Here is a 16,968-nt window from a genome sequence, read left to right as displayed (position 1 = left end):
ATAAGGAATCGATTTTCTACTGACTGGGAAAAGGAAGTGAAACGCGTGTCACTCAAAAAGCTGCTGGACGAAAGGCTGGAAGAAGTTTTTCTCGTTTTGACGATGGTCGCCATGGTCGTGCTGATTTTTGCGCAGGTCCTCTGTCGTTATGTCTTCGAATCCTCTTTATCCTGGTCAGAAGAATTGGCGAGGTACATTCACATTTGGCAGATCTGGATCGGAGCCAGTTTTGCCGTTCGCAAGCGCGAACACATCAAGGTAGAAGCGTTTAAAAATCTGTTTAACGAAACAGGTAGAAAATGTATCGATTTTATTGCCATTATCCTCTGGTTTTGTCTTGCTGTTTTCCTGGCGGTTGCCGGTACAAGCCTGGTGACGACGATCTTGTCAAAAGGTCAGAGTTCCCCCGCAATGCAGCTTCCGATGTGGTTGGTCTATTCTGCCATTCCGCTAGGCGGATTGCTGATGTCGATCAGGCTGATACAACAATTGTATTTCTTGTTTAAACCAGAAAAACAATAGCGTTTGATGGGAAAGGGGGAACCAAAACGTGACCGTTCTTACATTATTCGGAAGTCTGTTCCTGTTCATTATCTTGAATATTCCGGTTGCCATCGCCCTTGGGCTGGCCGCGCTGATAACGATTTTCTTTACGACTGACCTGCCTTTGGGCATCATCACGCAAAAAGCGTTCACCTCGCTTGACTCTTTTCCGCTCATGGCCATCCCGTTCTTCATGCTGGCCGGCATCCTGATGGGAAAAGGCGGCGTCTCCAAACGCCTGCTTGATCTCGCCACGGTGCTCGTCGGATGGATGGTCGGCGGGCTGGCGATGGTGACGGTCGTCTCCTGCATGTTCTTTGCAGCCATCTCCGGTTCGGGTCCGGCTACAGTAGCTGCGATTGGGTCGTTTATGATCCCGGAAATGCGTGGGAAGAACTACGGCTCCGGATTTGCGGCGGCATTGACGGCCGCGGCCGGTTCGATTGGCGTCATCATTCCGCCGAGCATTCCGTTCGTCCTCTACGGGGTCGTCGCCGGTGTATCCGTCGGCAGCATGTTCCTCGCAGGGGTCATCCCGGGGATCGTCATCGGGATCGGCCTGATGATCGTCTCCTATGCGATCGCCAAGAAGCGCAACTACGTAGCGGCTTCCACGGAAAAGGTTACATTTATGCGCGTTCTCAGAGCCATTTACGACTCCAAATGGGCGCTGATGATCCCCGTGATCATTCTCGGGGGGATCTACGGCGGGATTTTCTCCCCGACCGAAGCGGCGGTCGTCGCTGTTGTCTACGCGATTATCATCGGGGTGTTTGTGCACCGCGAGCTGACCTGGAAAGACATCTACGATAGCATCGTCGAATCCGTCGTGATCAACGCCTCCACGATGATCATCATCGGGCTGTCGATATCGTTTGCCTACATCATGACACTGGAGCAGATTCCGCAAGCGATCGCCGATTTCATCACTTCGCTGTCCGACAGCAAATACGTCATCCTGCTGGTAATCAACATCTTCCTGTTAATCGTCGGGATGTTTATCGATACGATCTCGGCCCTGGTCGTACTGGCCCCGATCCTGCTGCCGATCGTGACCAAAGTAGGGGTCGACCCGGTGCACTTTGGCGTCATTTTGGTGGCAAACCTGGCGATCGGCTTCATTACTCCGCCGCTTGGCGTCAACTTGTTTGTTGCCTCCAGCGTGAGCAGAACGCAGCTGGAAAAAATTGTTATGGCGATTATGCCGTTCCTGTTCATGATGATTTTCACCCTGTTGGTGATCACATACATCCCGGCAATGTCCACCTGGCTGCCTTCAATCCTGCAACAATAGGAGGATAGCAATGATTGTCTCGACTACAGATGAACTTTTGCCAAGACACGTACAAGAGATTGTCGAAAAGACCGGAGAAGAGCCAGCAGTTTTTGCAAGCATTGAAGAGATACCCCAAGAAATAGCGAAACAAACGGAAATTTTGCTTACCTATGGAAACGATTTGACGTGCGACAATATTCGGCTGTTTGAAAATGTGAAGTGGATTCAACTGTTTAGCGCCGGTTTGGAGGATCTGCCGCTTCAAGATCTGCACGAAAGGCAGATTCGCCTGACCAATGCGGCAGGAATCCACGTCAGGCCGATGAGCGAATACGTGATCATGTGCATGCTCCACTTTGAGAAAGACATGCATCGCTACAACGCGCTAAAACGGCAAAAAGTGTACGACCGGACAAAGCTGGTAGGCGAGCTGCCGGGACGCGAGGTGCTGATTTACGGAACAGGCGTCATCGGCCAGGCAGTCGCCCGTTCTCTCAGCGTGTTTGAGACGAAGGTTTACGGCGTCAATACGAGCGGCAGGCCGGTCGAGCCGTTTCTGCAGACCTTCCGCATCGGCGATGAGCTGGACAGGCTGCAAACGGCAGATTATGTCATCTCGATTCTGCCGTCTACTCCGCTGACCAGCGGCCTTTTTTCGCCGGAACGCCTGGATCTGCTCAAACCGGACGCCGTGTTTATCAGCATCGGCCGCGGAGACGTCGTAGATGAACATTACGTGGCGGAAATGCTCGCCACGGGCAGGTTGAAAGGAGCGGCCTTTGACGTATTTCAGCAGGAGCCGCTCCCCGAATCAAGTCCGCTTTGGGAATGCGACAATCTGATCCTGACGCCGCACATGTCGGCCAAGTCGATCTATTACGTCGATCGCTGTGTCGAGATCTTTATCGAGAATTTGCTTTCGTACCGAAAAGATAAGCCGATGAAAAACGTGGTAGAGACGCTGAGAGGATACTAGACAACAATTACAGTCAGGAGGCAATACAGTGTATCTCGAAATAAAGGACTGCTCATTGTTTGAACAGGTGGAGAAGCTGACGACTGCTCTGGTTCAGACACTGAGTATCAACGGCACGAGCGGTGAAGTAGAGATCGCCGATAAAGTTGAAGCCATTTTGCGAACCTTTCCTTACTTTCAAAAACATCCGGATCGCGTCTGGACGCAGTTCCTGCCGGGCGACCAGTTGGGCCGGAAAAACGTGTTTGCCCGGGTAAAAGGCAGAGGAAATGCAAAGAAGACAGTGATTTTCCACAGCCATATCGATACGGTCGGGATCGAAGATTTTGGCCAGCAGGAGGGCATCGCCAATGATCCTGAGGAACTGCTGCGCTTTTTTCAACAGTGGGATGGGAATAAGGAGGTCCGGGAGCACGCTTTATCCGGCGACTGGATGTTTGGCCGCGGCGCCGTCGACATGAAGAGCGGGGTCGCCGTCCATCTGGCCAACGTCCTGTACTTCAGCGAACACTGCGACGAATGGGACGGCGAGATCATCTTTATGGCCAACCCGGTTGAGGAAAATCAGCATACAGGCGTGATTGCCTCTGTGGACGAACTCCTGCGTCTGCGGAAGGAAGAGCAGCTGGAGTACGTCGTGGCGATCAACAATGACTACATTTCTCCGCTCTACCCGGGAGATCCCAAGAAGTACATCTACACCGGGGCAGGCGGCAAGCTGCTGCCGTGCTTTTACGTCTACGGCAGAGAAACGCACGTGGGGCAGACGCTGTTCGGGCTGGATCCGACACTCGTCACCTCTGAGCTCAACAGGCTGATCAACAACAACATGGAGCTTGCGGAGCAGGTGGAGGGGGAGATGATGACGCCCCCATCCGCCTTGTACCAGCGGGATACCAAGGCGTTTTACAACGTGCAGACAGCGGTGACAAGCCATCTCTACTTTAACCTGATGGTCCTGGAGGCTTCTCCGAAAGAGGTCATGAGCAAGCTGAAAAAGGTCGCAACCGCTGCTGCGGAAAATATCAGAAACTACTACGAGGAACAATACCGCACCTTTGCCCGGGTCAATGCCTTTCCGGAGGAGGGACCGGACTGGGAGATGGAGGTGTACACCTACGAGGAGTATTGCCAGAAGCTCGGCAAACAGGGCGTTGACGTCAAGGCCGTTACAGCCCGGGCCGTGGCAGAGCATCAGGGGATGGAGCTTCGCGAGCTCTGCTTCGAGATTGTCGATACGCTGCGGAAGCTGGATCACAGCGGCAAACCGTCCATCGTGATATTCTTTGCCCCGCCGTACTGCCCCCACAACTACCTGAAAGGGGACAGCGCCAGAGACGAGGAAGTGCTTCGCGTCATTTCCGATGTCATCGCCCGGTGGGAAGGCAAGACCGGTGAGATCTTTGCAGTCAAACGCTTCTTCCCGTACCTGACGGACAGCAGTTACCTGTCTTTGCACGATACCGATGAAGAAGTGGCTTCGCTCATCGACAACTTCCCGGAGTGGGACAAAATCTATCCGGTGCCGGTGAAAAAAATCAGGGAATTGAATGTGCCCGCGATCAATGTCGGGGTATTCGGACTGGATGCCCACCGCTGGACGGAGCGGGTCTACAAACCGTATTCGTTTGAGACGGTGCCGCGGATGATCCGGGACATGGCGGGCAGCTGGCTGAAGCCGTAAACCGCCGGAAGCATGGACACATATATAAAAATTTTCAAGGGAGAGGTAACCATGACAGCACAAACCAAATCTTTATTCGAACGGGCCAACGCCGTAATGCCTCCGGTAGCGTCGAGAGCGACCACGCTTGGTGTCGTCAAGGGAGAAGGCTCCTACCTGTGGGGCGAAGACGGCAAGAAATACCTGGACTTTGCCAGCGGCGTAGCCGTGACGAACGTCGGACACAATCATCCGCTGGTCGTGGAGCGGGCCAAGGCGCAGATGGACGCGCTGATCCACGGCGGTCACAACGTCGTGTACTACCCGGTCTACGTCGAGCTGGCCGAAAAACTAAGCGAGCTGAACGGCGGCAACTGCAAGGTGTACTTTTCCAACAGCGGCGCAGAGGTAAATGAAGGGGCCATCAAAATGGCGAAAAAAGTGACCAAGCGTCCCGGCATCATCTCGTTCAAGCGCAGCTTCCACGGACGCACGCTGGCCACCACGACGCTGACGGCTTCCAACTCGCTGTATCGCAAAGATTACGAAGGGCTTTTGCCAAGCGTCTACTACGCGGAATACCCCTATGCCCTGCGCACGGGCCTGTCTGAGGAAGAAGAGGTCAAGCGCTGCCTGCACTCCCTGGAGGAAATCTTCCGCTTCCTGATCGCTCCTGACCAGGTCGCCGCGATCATTATGGAACCGGTCCAGGGCGAAGGCGGATACATCGTGCCGCCAAAAGCGTTCGTCGAAGAAATTCGCCGCATCTGCGACCAGCACGGCATCCTGCTGATCTTCGACGAAATTCAAACCGGCTTCGGACGCACCGGGAAAATGTTTGCCTGGCAGCACTTTGATGTGAAGCCGGATATCCTGTCGCTGGCAAAAGGGATCGCCAACGGCTTCCCGCTGAGTGCACTGGTGGCCCGCGCCGACCTGATGGATCAGTGGACAGCCGGTACGCACGGCGGCACCTACGGCGGCAATCCGGTTGCTTGTGCGGCTTCGCTGGCTGTGATCGAACTGCTCGAAGGCGGTCTGCTTGAAAATGCCGTCAACATGGGGGCGTACTTCATGGAGGAATTGCGGAAGCTTCAGGCGAATGTTCCCACTATCAAGGACATCCGCGGTCTGGGATTGATGATCGGGGTGGAATTCATCGCCGCCGACGGCAAGCCGGATGCCGCTACTGTCAGCGCCCTGCAGAAGAAAGCGCTGGAGAAAGGGCTGATTCTGCTCACCTGCGGTACGGATAAAAACGTGATCCGGTTTATCCCGCCGACGACCGTCACGAAAGCGGAAATCGATGAAGCCATGACCATCATCAAGTCGTCGCTCGCGGAATTAGCCTAAAAAAGGAGGAGACAAGCATGTTGTACATCAATGGAGAGTGGTGCCAGGCCCAGTCCGGCAAGACGTTTGAGGTGACCAATCCGGCGACGGGGGAGACGATCGCGACCGTCGCCAAAGGAGGAGCGGCTGATACCCAGGCCGCGATTGACGCCGCCCAGGCCGCGTTTCCTGCCTGGGCCCGTCTGACCGCCAAGGAGCGCTATACGTACCTGAAAAACACCGCCGACATCCTGCGCGGCAGAGTGGACGAGATCGCCGCCCTGATCACCCGCGAGATGGGCAAACCGCTGGCCGAGTCCAAAGGCGAGATCGGCCTGGCCATCGACTACCTCGATTGGTACGCAGAGGAAGGAAAGCGCATCTACGGCGACACGATTCCCGCCTCCTCGCCGAGCAAGCGGATCATCGTCACCCGCCAGCCCGTAGGGGTCGTCGGAGCGATTACGCCGTGGAACTTCCCGATTGCGATGATCACCCGCAAACTGGCGCCAGCGCTGGCGGCTGGCTGCACGATCATCCTGAAGGCAGCTTCGGCCACGCCGCTTGCCGCAATCGAAGTGTTCAAGGCGCTGCACGAGGCCGGGCTGCCCAAAGGCGTCGCCAACCTGGTGAACGGCTCCGCTGCTGAAGTGGTCGGCGCGATGATGGCAAGCCCAGTCGTCCGGAAAATCACCTTTACCGGCTCTACCGAGGTGGGCAAGGAACTGGTCCGCCAATCGGCCGATACGATGAAAAAGGTATCGATGGAGCTGGGCGGCCACGCTCCGTTTATCGTCTTCGAAGATGCCGACCTGGAGAAGGCGGCGGAGGGAGCGATCGCCAGCAAGTTCCGCAACGCGGGGCAAACCTGCATCTGCACGAACCGCATCTATGTGCAAAAATCGGTAGCGGAGAAATTCGCTGCGATTATGGCGGAAAAAGTAAGCCGGCTCGTCGTGGGCAACGGCCTGGAGGAGGGTGTCAACATCGGACCGATGATCGACCGCCAGGCTGTCGAGAAAGCCCAGGAGCACATCGACGACGCCGTCAGCAAGGGGGCGAAGGTCGTATGCGGCGGCAGCAAGCTGGAGCAGGGCGCGTATGCCAATGGCTGCTTCTTCGAGCCGACCGTGCTGTTGAACGCTACCCATGAGATGAAAATATCCTATGAAGAGACCTTTGGTCCGGTCGCGCCGATTTTTACATTTGAAACAGAGGAAGAAGCGATCCGCCGCGCCAACGATACGGTGTACGGCCTGGCTTCCTACGTCTTCACCAAAGACGGATCCCGCATGTTCCGCGTCGCCGAAGCGCTGGATTACGGCATTGTCGGCATCAACGATCCGGTTCCGACGGTCGCGCAGGCGCCGTTTGGCGGAGTCAAGGAGTCGGGTGTGGGCCGTGAGGGCGGCAAGTACGGCATCGAGGATTACCTGGATTACAAATTCATGTCCTTTCAGTTAGAGATGTAAGGTTGAACGAAGGTGAATGCGGTGAAGTACAAACAGGTTGATGCAGAGATTCTGGGCAGGATCAGGGAGATCGTCCCCGATGCCAAGCGGGTCCTGACGGAGCGGACAGACCTTGCCAGCTACTCCTTTGACGCTTCCTTCGGGACGCACTTTCCGGAGCTGGTGGTGCAGCCCAAAACCACGGCAGAGGTGGCTGCCATCGTCAAACTGGCTTACGAGGAGACGATCCCGATCTACCCGCGGGGACGTTCCACTTCGCTGTCGGGCGGCCCCCTCCCTGTCGAGGGAGGGATCGCGCTCGACATGTCCCATATGAACCAGCGGCTGGAGATCATCCCGGACGACCTGATCGCGATCGTGTCACCCGGTGTGCTTACGGCGAATATCCACCAGGCGGCGGAGCAAGTGGGGCTGATGTATCCGCCTGACCCGAGCAGTTCGGCAGTGGCCACGATCGGCGGCAACCTGGCGGAAAACGCCGGCGGCCCCAGAGGGCTGAAGTACGGGGTGACCAAGGATTACGTGCTCGGCCTGGAGGTGGTTACGCCCCAGGGGGAGGTCATCCGCACCGGAGGACGGACGGTCAAAAACGTGACCGGCTACGATCTGACCAAGCTGATCGTCGGTTCGGAGGGGACGCTCGGGATTATCACCGAGGCGATCCTGCAGCTCATCCCCAAGCCGCCCGCCACGGCTACGCTGATGGCGATCTTCGACGACATCGTCACCTCGGGGGAAGCGATTTCGCGCGTGCTGACGTCGGGAATTCTGCCGGCCAAGATGGAGATCATGGATCAAGCCTGCATCAAGGCGGTAGAAGCCTACCAGCCATGCGGACTCCCTGTGGAGGCAGAGGCGATCATCCTGATCGAGGTGGACGGCCATCCTCGTGCGGTAGAAGAAGAGATCAAGGAAGCGGCGCGGATCTGTGAAAGCATCGGAGCGAGCCGGGTAGAGATTGCCAATACGGAAGCAGAGCGGGAGGCCTTGTGGAAGGCGCGGAAAATGGTGTCCCCGGCGATCGTGCGGATGAAACCGACGAAAATCTCCGAGGATGCGACGGTTCCGCGGAGCAAGATTCCGGAGATGTTCGCCCGCTTGAAGCAAATCCGCGACAAGTACCAGGTGAATCTCGTCGTCTTTGGCCATGCCGGGGACGGCAATCTGCATCCCAACATCATCGCCGACAAACGTGATCAAGAAGAAATGAAGCGTGTCGAGAAGGCTGTAGCGGAAATCTTTGAGGCAGCGATCGCGCTGGGCGGCACCCTTTCCGGGGAACACGGCATCGGCAATATGAAAGCGCCGTTTATGGAGATGGAGCTCGGCGCTGCCGGATTGGACGTGATGAAGCGGATCAAGGAGAGTCTGGATCCGAAAAACATTATGAATCCCGGCAAGATTTTTCCAAAGCCCGGCCAACGGCTCGTTTTGACGGAAGGATAGAGCGCCATGAAAAAACTGCCTTACGATAAAACGATCCAATGCGTACAGTGCGGGTACTGCCTGCCCGCCTGTCCGACCTACATGACGATGGGCAAGGAGACTCACTCTCCCCGCGGGAGAATCAACCTGGTGAAAATGGCGGCAGAAGGGCAGATTTCGCTCGATGAACTGCAGGAGCCGCTCGATCTCTGCCTGGGCTGCCGCGCCTGTGAGCCTGCTTGTCCGTCGGGAGTGCAGTACGGAAAAATTTTGGAGGAAGCGAGAGAGGTGCTGCACGAGCACAAGGGACAAAGCACCTCCAAACCGGTGAAATGGATGCAGGACGTGATGTTTCAAAAAGTCTTTCCGGATCCCAAAAAGCTGCGCACAGCTGCCGACCTGATCTGGCTGTACCAGTCCTCAGGCTTGCAGAAGGTGGCGCAGAAAGGCAGGCTGACGAAAATCCTGCCGGAAAACCTCTCCGCGTTTGAAGAGGTGCTGCCGGAAGTGAGCTCGCCGGCAGCCCGGCGGAAGCGGCCCGCTGCTTTTCAGCCGCCTGCCGGCACGGCCGTGCGGTTTAAAGTGGCCTTTTTCACCGGCTGCATCATGGATGCGATGTTTGAAAAAATCAACCGCTTGTCCATGGAGCTTTTGGCCTTGGCCGGCTGCGAAGTACACGTCGCCAGCGGGCAGACCTGCTGCGGCGCGCTGCACGCCCACGCCGGTCGACGCGACGACACGGTGCTGCTGGCCAAACAAAATATCGAGGCGTTTGAGCAGCTGGATGTCGATTTTATCGTCAATAACGCCGGGGGCTGCGGCGCTCTGCTGGTCGAGTACCATCACCTGTTCCACGGCGACCCCGAATGGGAGGAGCGAGCTCGCCGCTTCGTGGCGAAAACCCGTGATATCAGCCAGGTGCTGGCACAGTGCGAGCTGCCCTTGAAGCACCCGATCGACGAGGTGGTCACCTACCAGCGCTCCTGTCACATGTCCAACGTGCAGAAGGTCGTGCGCGAGCCGCTGGATCTGATCAAGCGGATTCCGGGGATTACGTTCAGGGAAATGGCCAATCCGGGCCAGTGCTGCGGGTCGGCCGGCATCTATAACGTAGTCAATTACGAAGAGTCGATGGAAATCCTCGACGTGAAGATGGAAACGATGAAAGCGACGAAGGCGACGGTCATCGTGACGACCAATCCGGGCTGTCTGCTGCAGATGAAGCTGGGGGTGCAGCGCGAAGGGCTGTCCCACGAGGTCCGAACGCTCCATCTCGTCGAACTGTTGGCAGAGTCTGCCGGTCTGGCTGTGACATCATAAAGGAAGCTTTTATGCCCACTCAGGAGATGAGTGGGCTGTTTTTGTGACGTTTATGCAGCTTGCCCGGCGGCAGCATCCTCTCGTTCGCGTTTATCGACCGAGGGTAGCGGCCATAGCCGCTATAAGGGAGACATAAAAAGCCTGAAATCGAATGTTGACATTGTTCAGTATCCTCTATAAAATTGAATGATGTCGAATACGATATACGGATTTTTGCATAATCTTGCATAGAAAATGGTGAGAAGCATGGAAGTGGTTGTAGGACCAGGGAAATACATCAGAAGAGCCGGAATTTTATCGGAAGTCGGGCAGCATGGCAAACAATACGGGACGAAAGCCCTCCTGGTCGGAGGACATACCGCATTGTCTGTCGCGGCCGAGAAAATCACCGCCAGCTTGGCCGAACAAGGAATCGAGGCAGGTACCCCGTTCTGGTACGGCGGAGAATCGTCCTGGACGAATATCGATCGCCTGGCGGCAGAGGTCGGGCAGCGCAAGCCGGATATGCTGATCGCAGTCGGCGGCGGGAAAGTCATGGACACGGTGAAAGCGGCGGCTTATCGGGTCGGCCTGCCGGTCATCGCGATCCCGACGATTGCGGCCACATGTGCAGCGACTACATCTATCGCCATTATTTATGACGATCACGGTACCTTTACAGAGATCAGCCGCCGGTCGAAAGCCCCGGAATTGGTACTGGTCGATACGACGGTCATCAGCAAGGCGCCTGTCCGCTTTTTGATTGCGGGCATTGGCGATACGCTGGCCAAGTGGTTCGAATCTCGCGCCACTTCACAGAAAGCGGTGCCGAGCGCCAGAGTCAAAAGTGCCGTCGGGTTGGCCAAAGTCGTTTACGAGCTTTTGCTGGAGTCGGGAAAAGAAGCCGTGGCGGCTTTGGAGCAGGGGCAGATCACTCCGGTGCTCGAAGATGTGATCGACGCGATTATTCTGCTCAGCGGCAGTGTCAGCGGCTACGGCGGGGATGACTGCCGGACGGCTGCAGCTCACGCCATCTACTCCGGACTGACGATTTTTCCGGAAATCCATGAAACCTACCACGGAGAAATTGTCGCCTTTGGGATTCTCGCCCAACTGGCGCTGGAGGGCAGGGAAGAGCAGGAGATTCGCGAGCTTATCTCCTACTACCGCGAGGTCAAGCTGCCTGCCAGCTTGCCGGAGATGGGGGTCCGCCCGCTTGCAGCCGAGGACTGGCAGCGCCTGGGCGAAGTGACTGTGACCATCGAAGATATGGCCAACATGCCGTTTGCCGTGTCGCCCCAGATGGTCATCGAGGCGGTGCAGAAGGCGGACGGTTTGGGCAGAGCGCAACAATAACTCCAAGAAACGTGAGGAAGGATACGATGAGACTAGAGCAGATGGTTCGTCGGGTATTTCCCAATTTGACTCCTTACAACTGCGGCCTTCCCGATCTTCCGGTTGAAGAAATCAAGAAGGTTTTGGGCAAGGAAACGGTCATGAAGCTTTCTTTTAACGAAAATCCGCTCGGCCCGTCTCCGAAAGCGCTGGAAGCGATGCGTCGGGAAGTGGAGAAGCTGCAATTTTACCCGGACTCGGACGGGGAACCGCTGCGAGCGCGGATTGCGGAAATCGATGGAATCTCGCCTGAACAGGTGATACTCTCCAACGGCGGGGATGAAGCCATTCAGATGATCGCCCAGACGTTTTTAGAGCCCGGAGATGAAGCGATTATTCCAAAAATTACATTTTCCTCCTATCTCAGCGCTGCTCACCTGATGGGAGCGACACCTGTCATCACGCCGATGAAGCAGGATTTTTCGATTGATCTTGCGGCCATTTTGGACAGCGTAACCGACAAGACGAAAATCATTTTCCTGTGCAATCCGAACAACCCGACGGGAAAAGTCATCCCGCGCGACGAGATGGCAGCCTTCTTGGAGCAGGTACCAAGCAGTGTCCTGGTGGCGATCGACGAGGCGTATCACGACTACGCCGTCTCCCCTGAGTATCGCACCGCAGTAGAGTTTATTGCAGATCACAAGCCCGTTTTGGTCGTCCGGACGTTTTCCAAGATTCATTCTCTTGCGTCGGCCCGGATCGGCTACGCAATGGGTTCGGCCAAGCTGATCGAGGCGCTCAGGCACGTTCGCCTTCCCTTCAACGTAAATGGGATCGCCCAGGCCGGAGCCTTGGCCAGCCTTGACGACGAGGAGCACGCCGCTCGTTCCAAGCAGATAAACGAAGCAGGCAAACAGCTCATGTACGAAGCTTTTCAAGAGCTGGGGCTCACTTACCTCGAAAGCAACGGAAACTTTGTCTACGTAGACACCGGCAGGGATAACCAGGAGATGTTTGACCGGCTGGCGAAAGAATACGGCATAATCGTTCGCCCCTTGACCGGCTACGGACTGACCACCTCGCTCAGAATCTCGGTCGGGAAAGAAGAAGAAGTCAAAACGTTTGTACAGGCGTTAAAGCAAATCTTATAGCGAACATACAACACGGAGGAATGACGATGAAAAAGCTACTGGCAATCATATGTTCACTTGTCTTGTCACTCAGCCTGGCCGCTTGCGGCGGCGCGGGAGACCAGCAGAATCAGCAGACGGCGGCCGATCAGCCCAAGGAAGCCGGGAATGCTGAACCGCTCCGGGTAACACTGCCCACCTGGACCGGGTATGGACCGCTGTTCCTGGCCCAAGAAAAAGGCCTCTTCGAGAAACACGGCGTCAAGGTAGAGCTGTCGATCATCGAAGGGCTGGCGGAGCGCAAACAGGCGATGGCCGGCGGCAAAGTGGACGGCATGGCTACCGCTTTGGACGTACTGGCTACGCTAGCCGCATCCGACGTGCCGAATCAGGTGGTCTGGGTGCTGGACGATTCTTACGGCGGCGACGGCATTCTGGCAAAAAAAGAGTTTCAATCCATTGCAGACTTGAAAGGCAAGAAGGTGGCGTTTGAAATTGGCACGACCAGCCACCTGCTGGTGCTCACGGCGTTGAAGCAGGCCGGACTGACAGAGAAGGACATCGAAGCGATCAATATGACGGCCGGGGATGCCGGTGCAGCGTTCACTGCCGGGAAGGTAGACGCTGCGGTCACCTGGGAACCGTGGCTGTCGAAAGGGTCCGCCGCTGACGGCAAAGTGCTTCTGTCGACAAAAGACCTGCCGGGGATTATCGTCGATGCGGTCGGCTTCCGGAAAGATGTCGTGGACAAGCGGCCGGAAGATGTGAAGGCGTTCGTCGCCGCCATGGCGGAAGCGATGGACTATTGGAAAGAGCATGAAGACGAATCCCATGAAATTATGGCAAAAGGCTTGAAAATTGACGTAAATGAGTTTGTCGATACGGCCAAAGGCTTGAAATTCCACGATAAAGAGGAGAACAAACAGATATTGGGAACCAGCAGCAGCCCTGGGCCGCTCTATCAATCAGCCAAAAACGCCATAGACTTCTACCTCGAACAAAAACAGATTGATAAGGCCCCTGCTCCGGAAGAGATGATTAACCCGTCTTTTGTAGAAGGTTTGTAAGCATAGCTTCTAGTCAAAACGCGGTCAGAGGGAGTGCCCGAAGGGGCCTCCCTCATTTGCAAATAGGGAGGAAAAATCGTGAGGAACCATTTGTTTGCTCCTAAAAAAGAGATCCCCCGGAAAGTGTACGTCCTTGCCGGGGTAGTCGTCTTCCTCGTCTTTTTGGCGATCTGGTCAGCGCTGACCTACGGCGGGGTGGTCAATCCGCTGTTCCTGCCGCCTCCTGACAAGATCGTCAGAACGGCGATCGCGCTGTTTAGCGACGGCGAGATCTTCTCCGATATCGGAATCAGCTTTACCCGGGTGTTCCTCGGCTTTGTCGCCGCGGCTGTGATCGCCGTCCCGCTCGGCACCCTGATGGGTACGCTGCGGATCGCCGAAGGCGCCTTTGAACCGTTTATCGGCTTTATCCGCTACATGCCGGCTTCCGCTTTTATTCCGCTGTTTATCCTGTGGCTGGGTCTGGACGAAACGGAAAAAATGGCCGTCATCTTCTTCGGTACGTTTTTTCAGATGACCCTGATGGTCATGGACGTGACGAAAAACGTACAGAACGACTTGATTGAAGTCTCTTATACGCTGGGGGCGCGCCGTTCGCAGATTTTTTACAAAGTGATCCTGCCCGCCTCCCTGCCTGGGATTGTCGATACGCTGCGGATTACGTTCGGCTGGGCCTGGACCTACCTGGTCGTCGCCGAGATCGTCGGGGCAGCCAACGGGCTCGGCTACATGATTATGCAGTCTTCCCGCTTTCTGAAGCCGGACAAGATCATCGTCGGGATCCTGATCATCGGCCTGCTGGGGCTGATCACGGACATCATTTTCAAAGCGATTTACCGGGCGTCGTTCACCTGGATGAGAAGGGAAGGTGCCTAAGATGGAAACGGCAAAACTCGTCATCGATCAGGTCGGAAAAGTATTCTCTACGAAGTCAGGGGAGACGGTTGCACTGGACAAGACCTCCTTTGAGATCAAGGAGGGCGAATTTATCACCATCCTCGGCCCCTCAGGCTGCGGCAAGTCCACCCTGCTGCGGATCGTCGCCGGTCTGGAAGAACCTTCTTCCGGCAGAGTCCGCCTGGATGGCAGGGAAATCCACGGACCTGGCCCGGACCGGGGGATGGTGTTTCAGTCCTATACGCTTTACCCGTGGCTGACTGTCGAGGACAACATCGCGTTTGGTCTGCAGTTAAAAGGCGTCTCCAAAGCCGAGCGGCTGGAAGTGGCCAGGCATTACCTGGAACTGATCGGCCTGGCCGGCTTTGAGAAGCACTACCCGATACAGCTGTCCGGGGGAATGAAGCAGCGCGTCGCGATCGCGCGGGCGCTCGCCAACGACCCGGAAATTCTCCTGATGGACGAGCCGTTCGGAGCGCTCGATGCCCAGACGAGGGCGATCATGCAGGAGATCCTGCTGAAGGTCTGGGAAGAGTCCAAGAAGACGATCCTTTTTATCACGCACGACGTCGAGGAAGCGGTCTTTTTGGGCGACACGGTCTACGTGATGACTGCCCGTCCGGGGCGTTTGAAGAAGAGCATCCCGGTCACCCTGCCGCGCCCCCGGGAATACAGTGTCAAAAACAGCGCTGCCTTCTTTGAGTTGAAGATGGAACTGTTGGAGTTGATCAGGGAAGAAAGCTTGAAGGTTGTAAAGCCGTAATTTTGTTTAAACAAGTTTGGAAGCTGGCGGTTTGGTGATCGCCGGCTTTTTCTATTTTCGTGCACCTGCAATCCCGGCCATCTAACACCATTCCCTAAATTTTCCGATAAACAACAGTAGGGAGGAATTGCAGGTGAACAAAGCCCAATTTCTGCAGGAAAAAGCTACCTTTTTGTTAACCTATCCCGATCATGATGATCTGGTTTTTCATCTATCTTTCGTGAAACAACATCCTGAAGAGACTGTGGGCTGGCTGTTTCTTGGCCGTGAATGGGAAAAACGGGGGAAAGAAAAGGAAGCACTCGAAGCCTATCGCAAAGCGCTGCATACCAAACCTGGCGAATTTAGCGAGGAAGCGCGGGAAGCTTACCAAAACCTGCTGCGCAAACAAAAAAAGCGGTTGATTCCCGGTCTGTTTCGCTCGATTAGCGGACTATTAGCCGTTGTTGCTACGATCCTTTGTTTCCCGGTTTCCGTTGGCGAACACGTTCAGCAGCTGCCGCAAAATGCAAAGACGGCAGAAATGCGGCCGCCTGCGACAGAAAAACCTTCGCAAAGCAAACACGTAGAGGTGATAGCCGTCCCCGATCAAATGCCTGACACACAGGTAAAAGAGCAGGTGCTGCAGTATTTGCGTTCCCGCCGTCCGGCTTTGCACAAACCGTATTCCGTGATTCTCGTACCGGAAACGGAGGGCGTACCGCTCTATACGCCTTTGTTGTTTTATCAACCGACACGGATCAAAGGCATTATGGAGTACAACCCGGACAATCACAGCATATTGGGGCAGAAATGGTATCCTCGGAATTGTCCGACATGCGATAAAGAGCCGCTCATACAGACGGCGAAAAAGGCGCTCGCCACAGAGCAGCGCACTTTGGAACAAGTTCTCACGCTGCGAAACGCGCTATACCGCACCTACCAGCGCAAAGGCCGCCTGCCGCTCCAATTGCAGGACTTGGCAGCCGGATACCCAGACAACATATTGTCAGCCATCCCTCAGCCATCCATCGTTGAGGAAAACGGCAGCAGCCCGGCTTGGACCTATCGTCCTGAAGCGTTTCGCCCCGAGCAAGCGTGGGCAAGCATGAGCGAGGTTTTGCCGTTACCCGCTTATCCCGAACCGGCTGTGCCGCTTCAACCGCTGCAAATATACATTCACCAAGGCTCGTACAGCTTGTCGCTGGTGAGCGGCTCCCATCCGGTGCGGCGATTTGCGATCGGCATCGGCAAAGAGAATGCCACACCGGAGGGCTATTTTACCATCCTGCAAAAGATCAACCGGCCCCGCGGACACGATCATATCTATGGCTCGCGCGGATTCATTTTTGACAATGAGGGATATGCCATACACGGAACCAACAATCCGAAAAGCATTGGGCAATCAGTGTCGCTCGGATGCATTCGCCTGTCCAACGAGGATGTGGAGGAATTGTACTCTTTTGTCTCACTGGGTACCGAGGTGATCATTTCCGATAAATCCGTCCCGATCCGTTCATGGTCCAATCCTGGCCGTTTTCTGCTGCCTGCCGGTCCAAAGGAAGAAACGCCAGAAGTGATGTATCATTGGCTTCATTAGGATGAACCGTTTTCTTTTTCCTTCAAGTGAAGATTGGAGGCTCAGATGATTGCTAATAGCTGCTGCAGATATGGAAGAATACGTTTGCGACAGCGATGGGGAGGCAGCACGAAGATGATGAAAATTCGTGAAGGAATTGCCAATCATTTGAAAATAACAGTCTCCACCGGTTCCAAAAGTGTTCCGGCGTAAAATTTATATCGCAAGA

The 16,968-nt window shown here is 55.7% G+C and carries 14 protein-coding genes; all 14 read left to right on the top strand.

Annotated elements, in window-relative coordinates; genetic code table 11:
• The first annotated feature begins 45 nt into the window (after positions 1-45).
• Positions 46-522, top strand: a complete 477-nt coding sequence (locus HGBM_RS20840; RefSeq protein WP_019123027.1) for a TRAP transporter small permease — start codon at positions 46-48, stop codon at positions 520-522.
• Positions 523-550: 28 nt separating this feature from the next.
• Positions 551-1,837, top strand: a complete 1,287-nt coding sequence (locus HGBM_RS20835) for a TRAP transporter large permease (RefSeq protein ID WP_019123026.1) — start codon at positions 551-553, stop codon at positions 1,835-1,837.
• A gap of 10 nt (positions 1,838-1,847) precedes the next feature.
• Positions 1,848-2,795, top strand: coding sequence for a D-2-hydroxyacid dehydrogenase (locus HGBM_RS28170; RefSeq protein ID WP_019123025.1), 948 nt, complete (start codon positions 1,848-1,850; stop codon positions 2,793-2,795).
• Positions 2,796-2,823: 28 nt separating this feature from the next.
• Positions 2,824-4,479: a M20/M25/M40 family metallo-hydrolase gene (locus tag HGBM_RS20825; RefSeq protein ID WP_019123024.1), complete on the top strand. Its 1,656-nt coding sequence runs from the start codon at positions 2,824-2,826 to the stop codon at positions 4,477-4,479.
• Between the two features lie 51 nt (positions 4,480-4,530).
• Positions 4,531-5,811 (top strand): aspartate aminotransferase family protein, encoded by a 1,281-nt coding sequence (locus HGBM_RS20820; protein WP_019123023.1) that lies wholly within the window; start codon positions 4,531-4,533, stop codon positions 5,809-5,811.
• Between the two features lie 17 nt (positions 5,812-5,828).
• Entirely contained in the window at positions 5,829-7,262 is a 1,434-nt protein-coding gene (locus HGBM_RS20815) for an NAD-dependent succinate-semialdehyde dehydrogenase (protein WP_019123022.1), read from the top strand.
• A 21-nt stretch (positions 7,263-7,283) separates the two neighbouring features.
• Complete coding sequence (locus HGBM_RS20810) at positions 7,284-8,708, top strand: FAD-binding oxidoreductase (protein WP_019123021.1); 1,425 nt, start codon at positions 7,284-7,286, stop codon at positions 8,706-8,708.
• Positions 8,709-8,714: 6 nt separating this feature from the next.
• Positions 8,715-10,007 (top strand): (Fe-S)-binding protein, encoded by a 1,293-nt coding sequence (locus HGBM_RS20805; RefSeq protein ID WP_019123020.1) that lies wholly within the window; start codon positions 8,715-8,717, stop codon positions 10,005-10,007.
• 246 nt (positions 10,008-10,253) lie between these two features.
• On the top strand, positions 10,254-11,342 hold the full coding sequence (locus HGBM_RS20800) for an iron-containing alcohol dehydrogenase family protein (RefSeq protein ID WP_019123019.1): 1,089 nt from the start codon (positions 10,254-10,256) through the stop codon (positions 11,340-11,342).
• A gap of 26 nt (positions 11,343-11,368) precedes the next feature.
• Positions 11,369-12,475: a histidinol-phosphate transaminase gene (hisC, locus tag HGBM_RS20795; RefSeq protein WP_019123018.1), complete on the top strand. Its 1,107-nt coding sequence runs from the start codon at positions 11,369-11,371 to the stop codon at positions 12,473-12,475.
• Positions 12,476-12,501: 26 nt separating this feature from the next.
• A complete protein-coding gene (locus tag HGBM_RS20790) occupies positions 12,502-13,521 on the top strand; it encodes an ABC transporter substrate-binding protein (protein ID WP_019123017.1) in 1,020 nt (339 codons plus the stop codon).
• Between the two features lie 78 nt (positions 13,522-13,599).
• Positions 13,600-14,397, top strand: a complete 798-nt coding sequence (locus HGBM_RS20785; protein WP_019123016.1) for an ABC transporter permease — start codon at positions 13,600-13,602, stop codon at positions 14,395-14,397.
• 1 nt (position 14,398) lies between these two features.
• Complete coding sequence (locus HGBM_RS20780) at positions 14,399-15,181, top strand: ABC transporter ATP-binding protein (RefSeq protein ID WP_019123015.1); 783 nt, start codon at positions 14,399-14,401, stop codon at positions 15,179-15,181.
• 133 nt (positions 15,182-15,314) lie between these two features.
• The gene (locus tag HGBM_RS20775; protein ID WP_019123014.1) at positions 15,315-16,760 is read left to right on the top strand and encodes a L,D-transpeptidase family protein; all 1,446 of its coding nucleotides are present in this window, start codon (positions 15,315-15,317) and stop codon (positions 16,758-16,760) included.
• Positions 16,761-16,968 lie beyond the last annotated feature (208 nt).

This window comes from Brevibacillus massiliensis, assembly GCF_000311785.1.
GTDB classification, from domain to species: domain Bacteria; phylum Bacillota; class Bacilli; order Brevibacillales; family Brevibacillaceae; genus Brevibacillus_C; species Brevibacillus_C massiliensis.
Note: the sequence above shows the minus strand (reverse complement) of the source record. Positions and strands in the feature narration are given on the sequence as shown.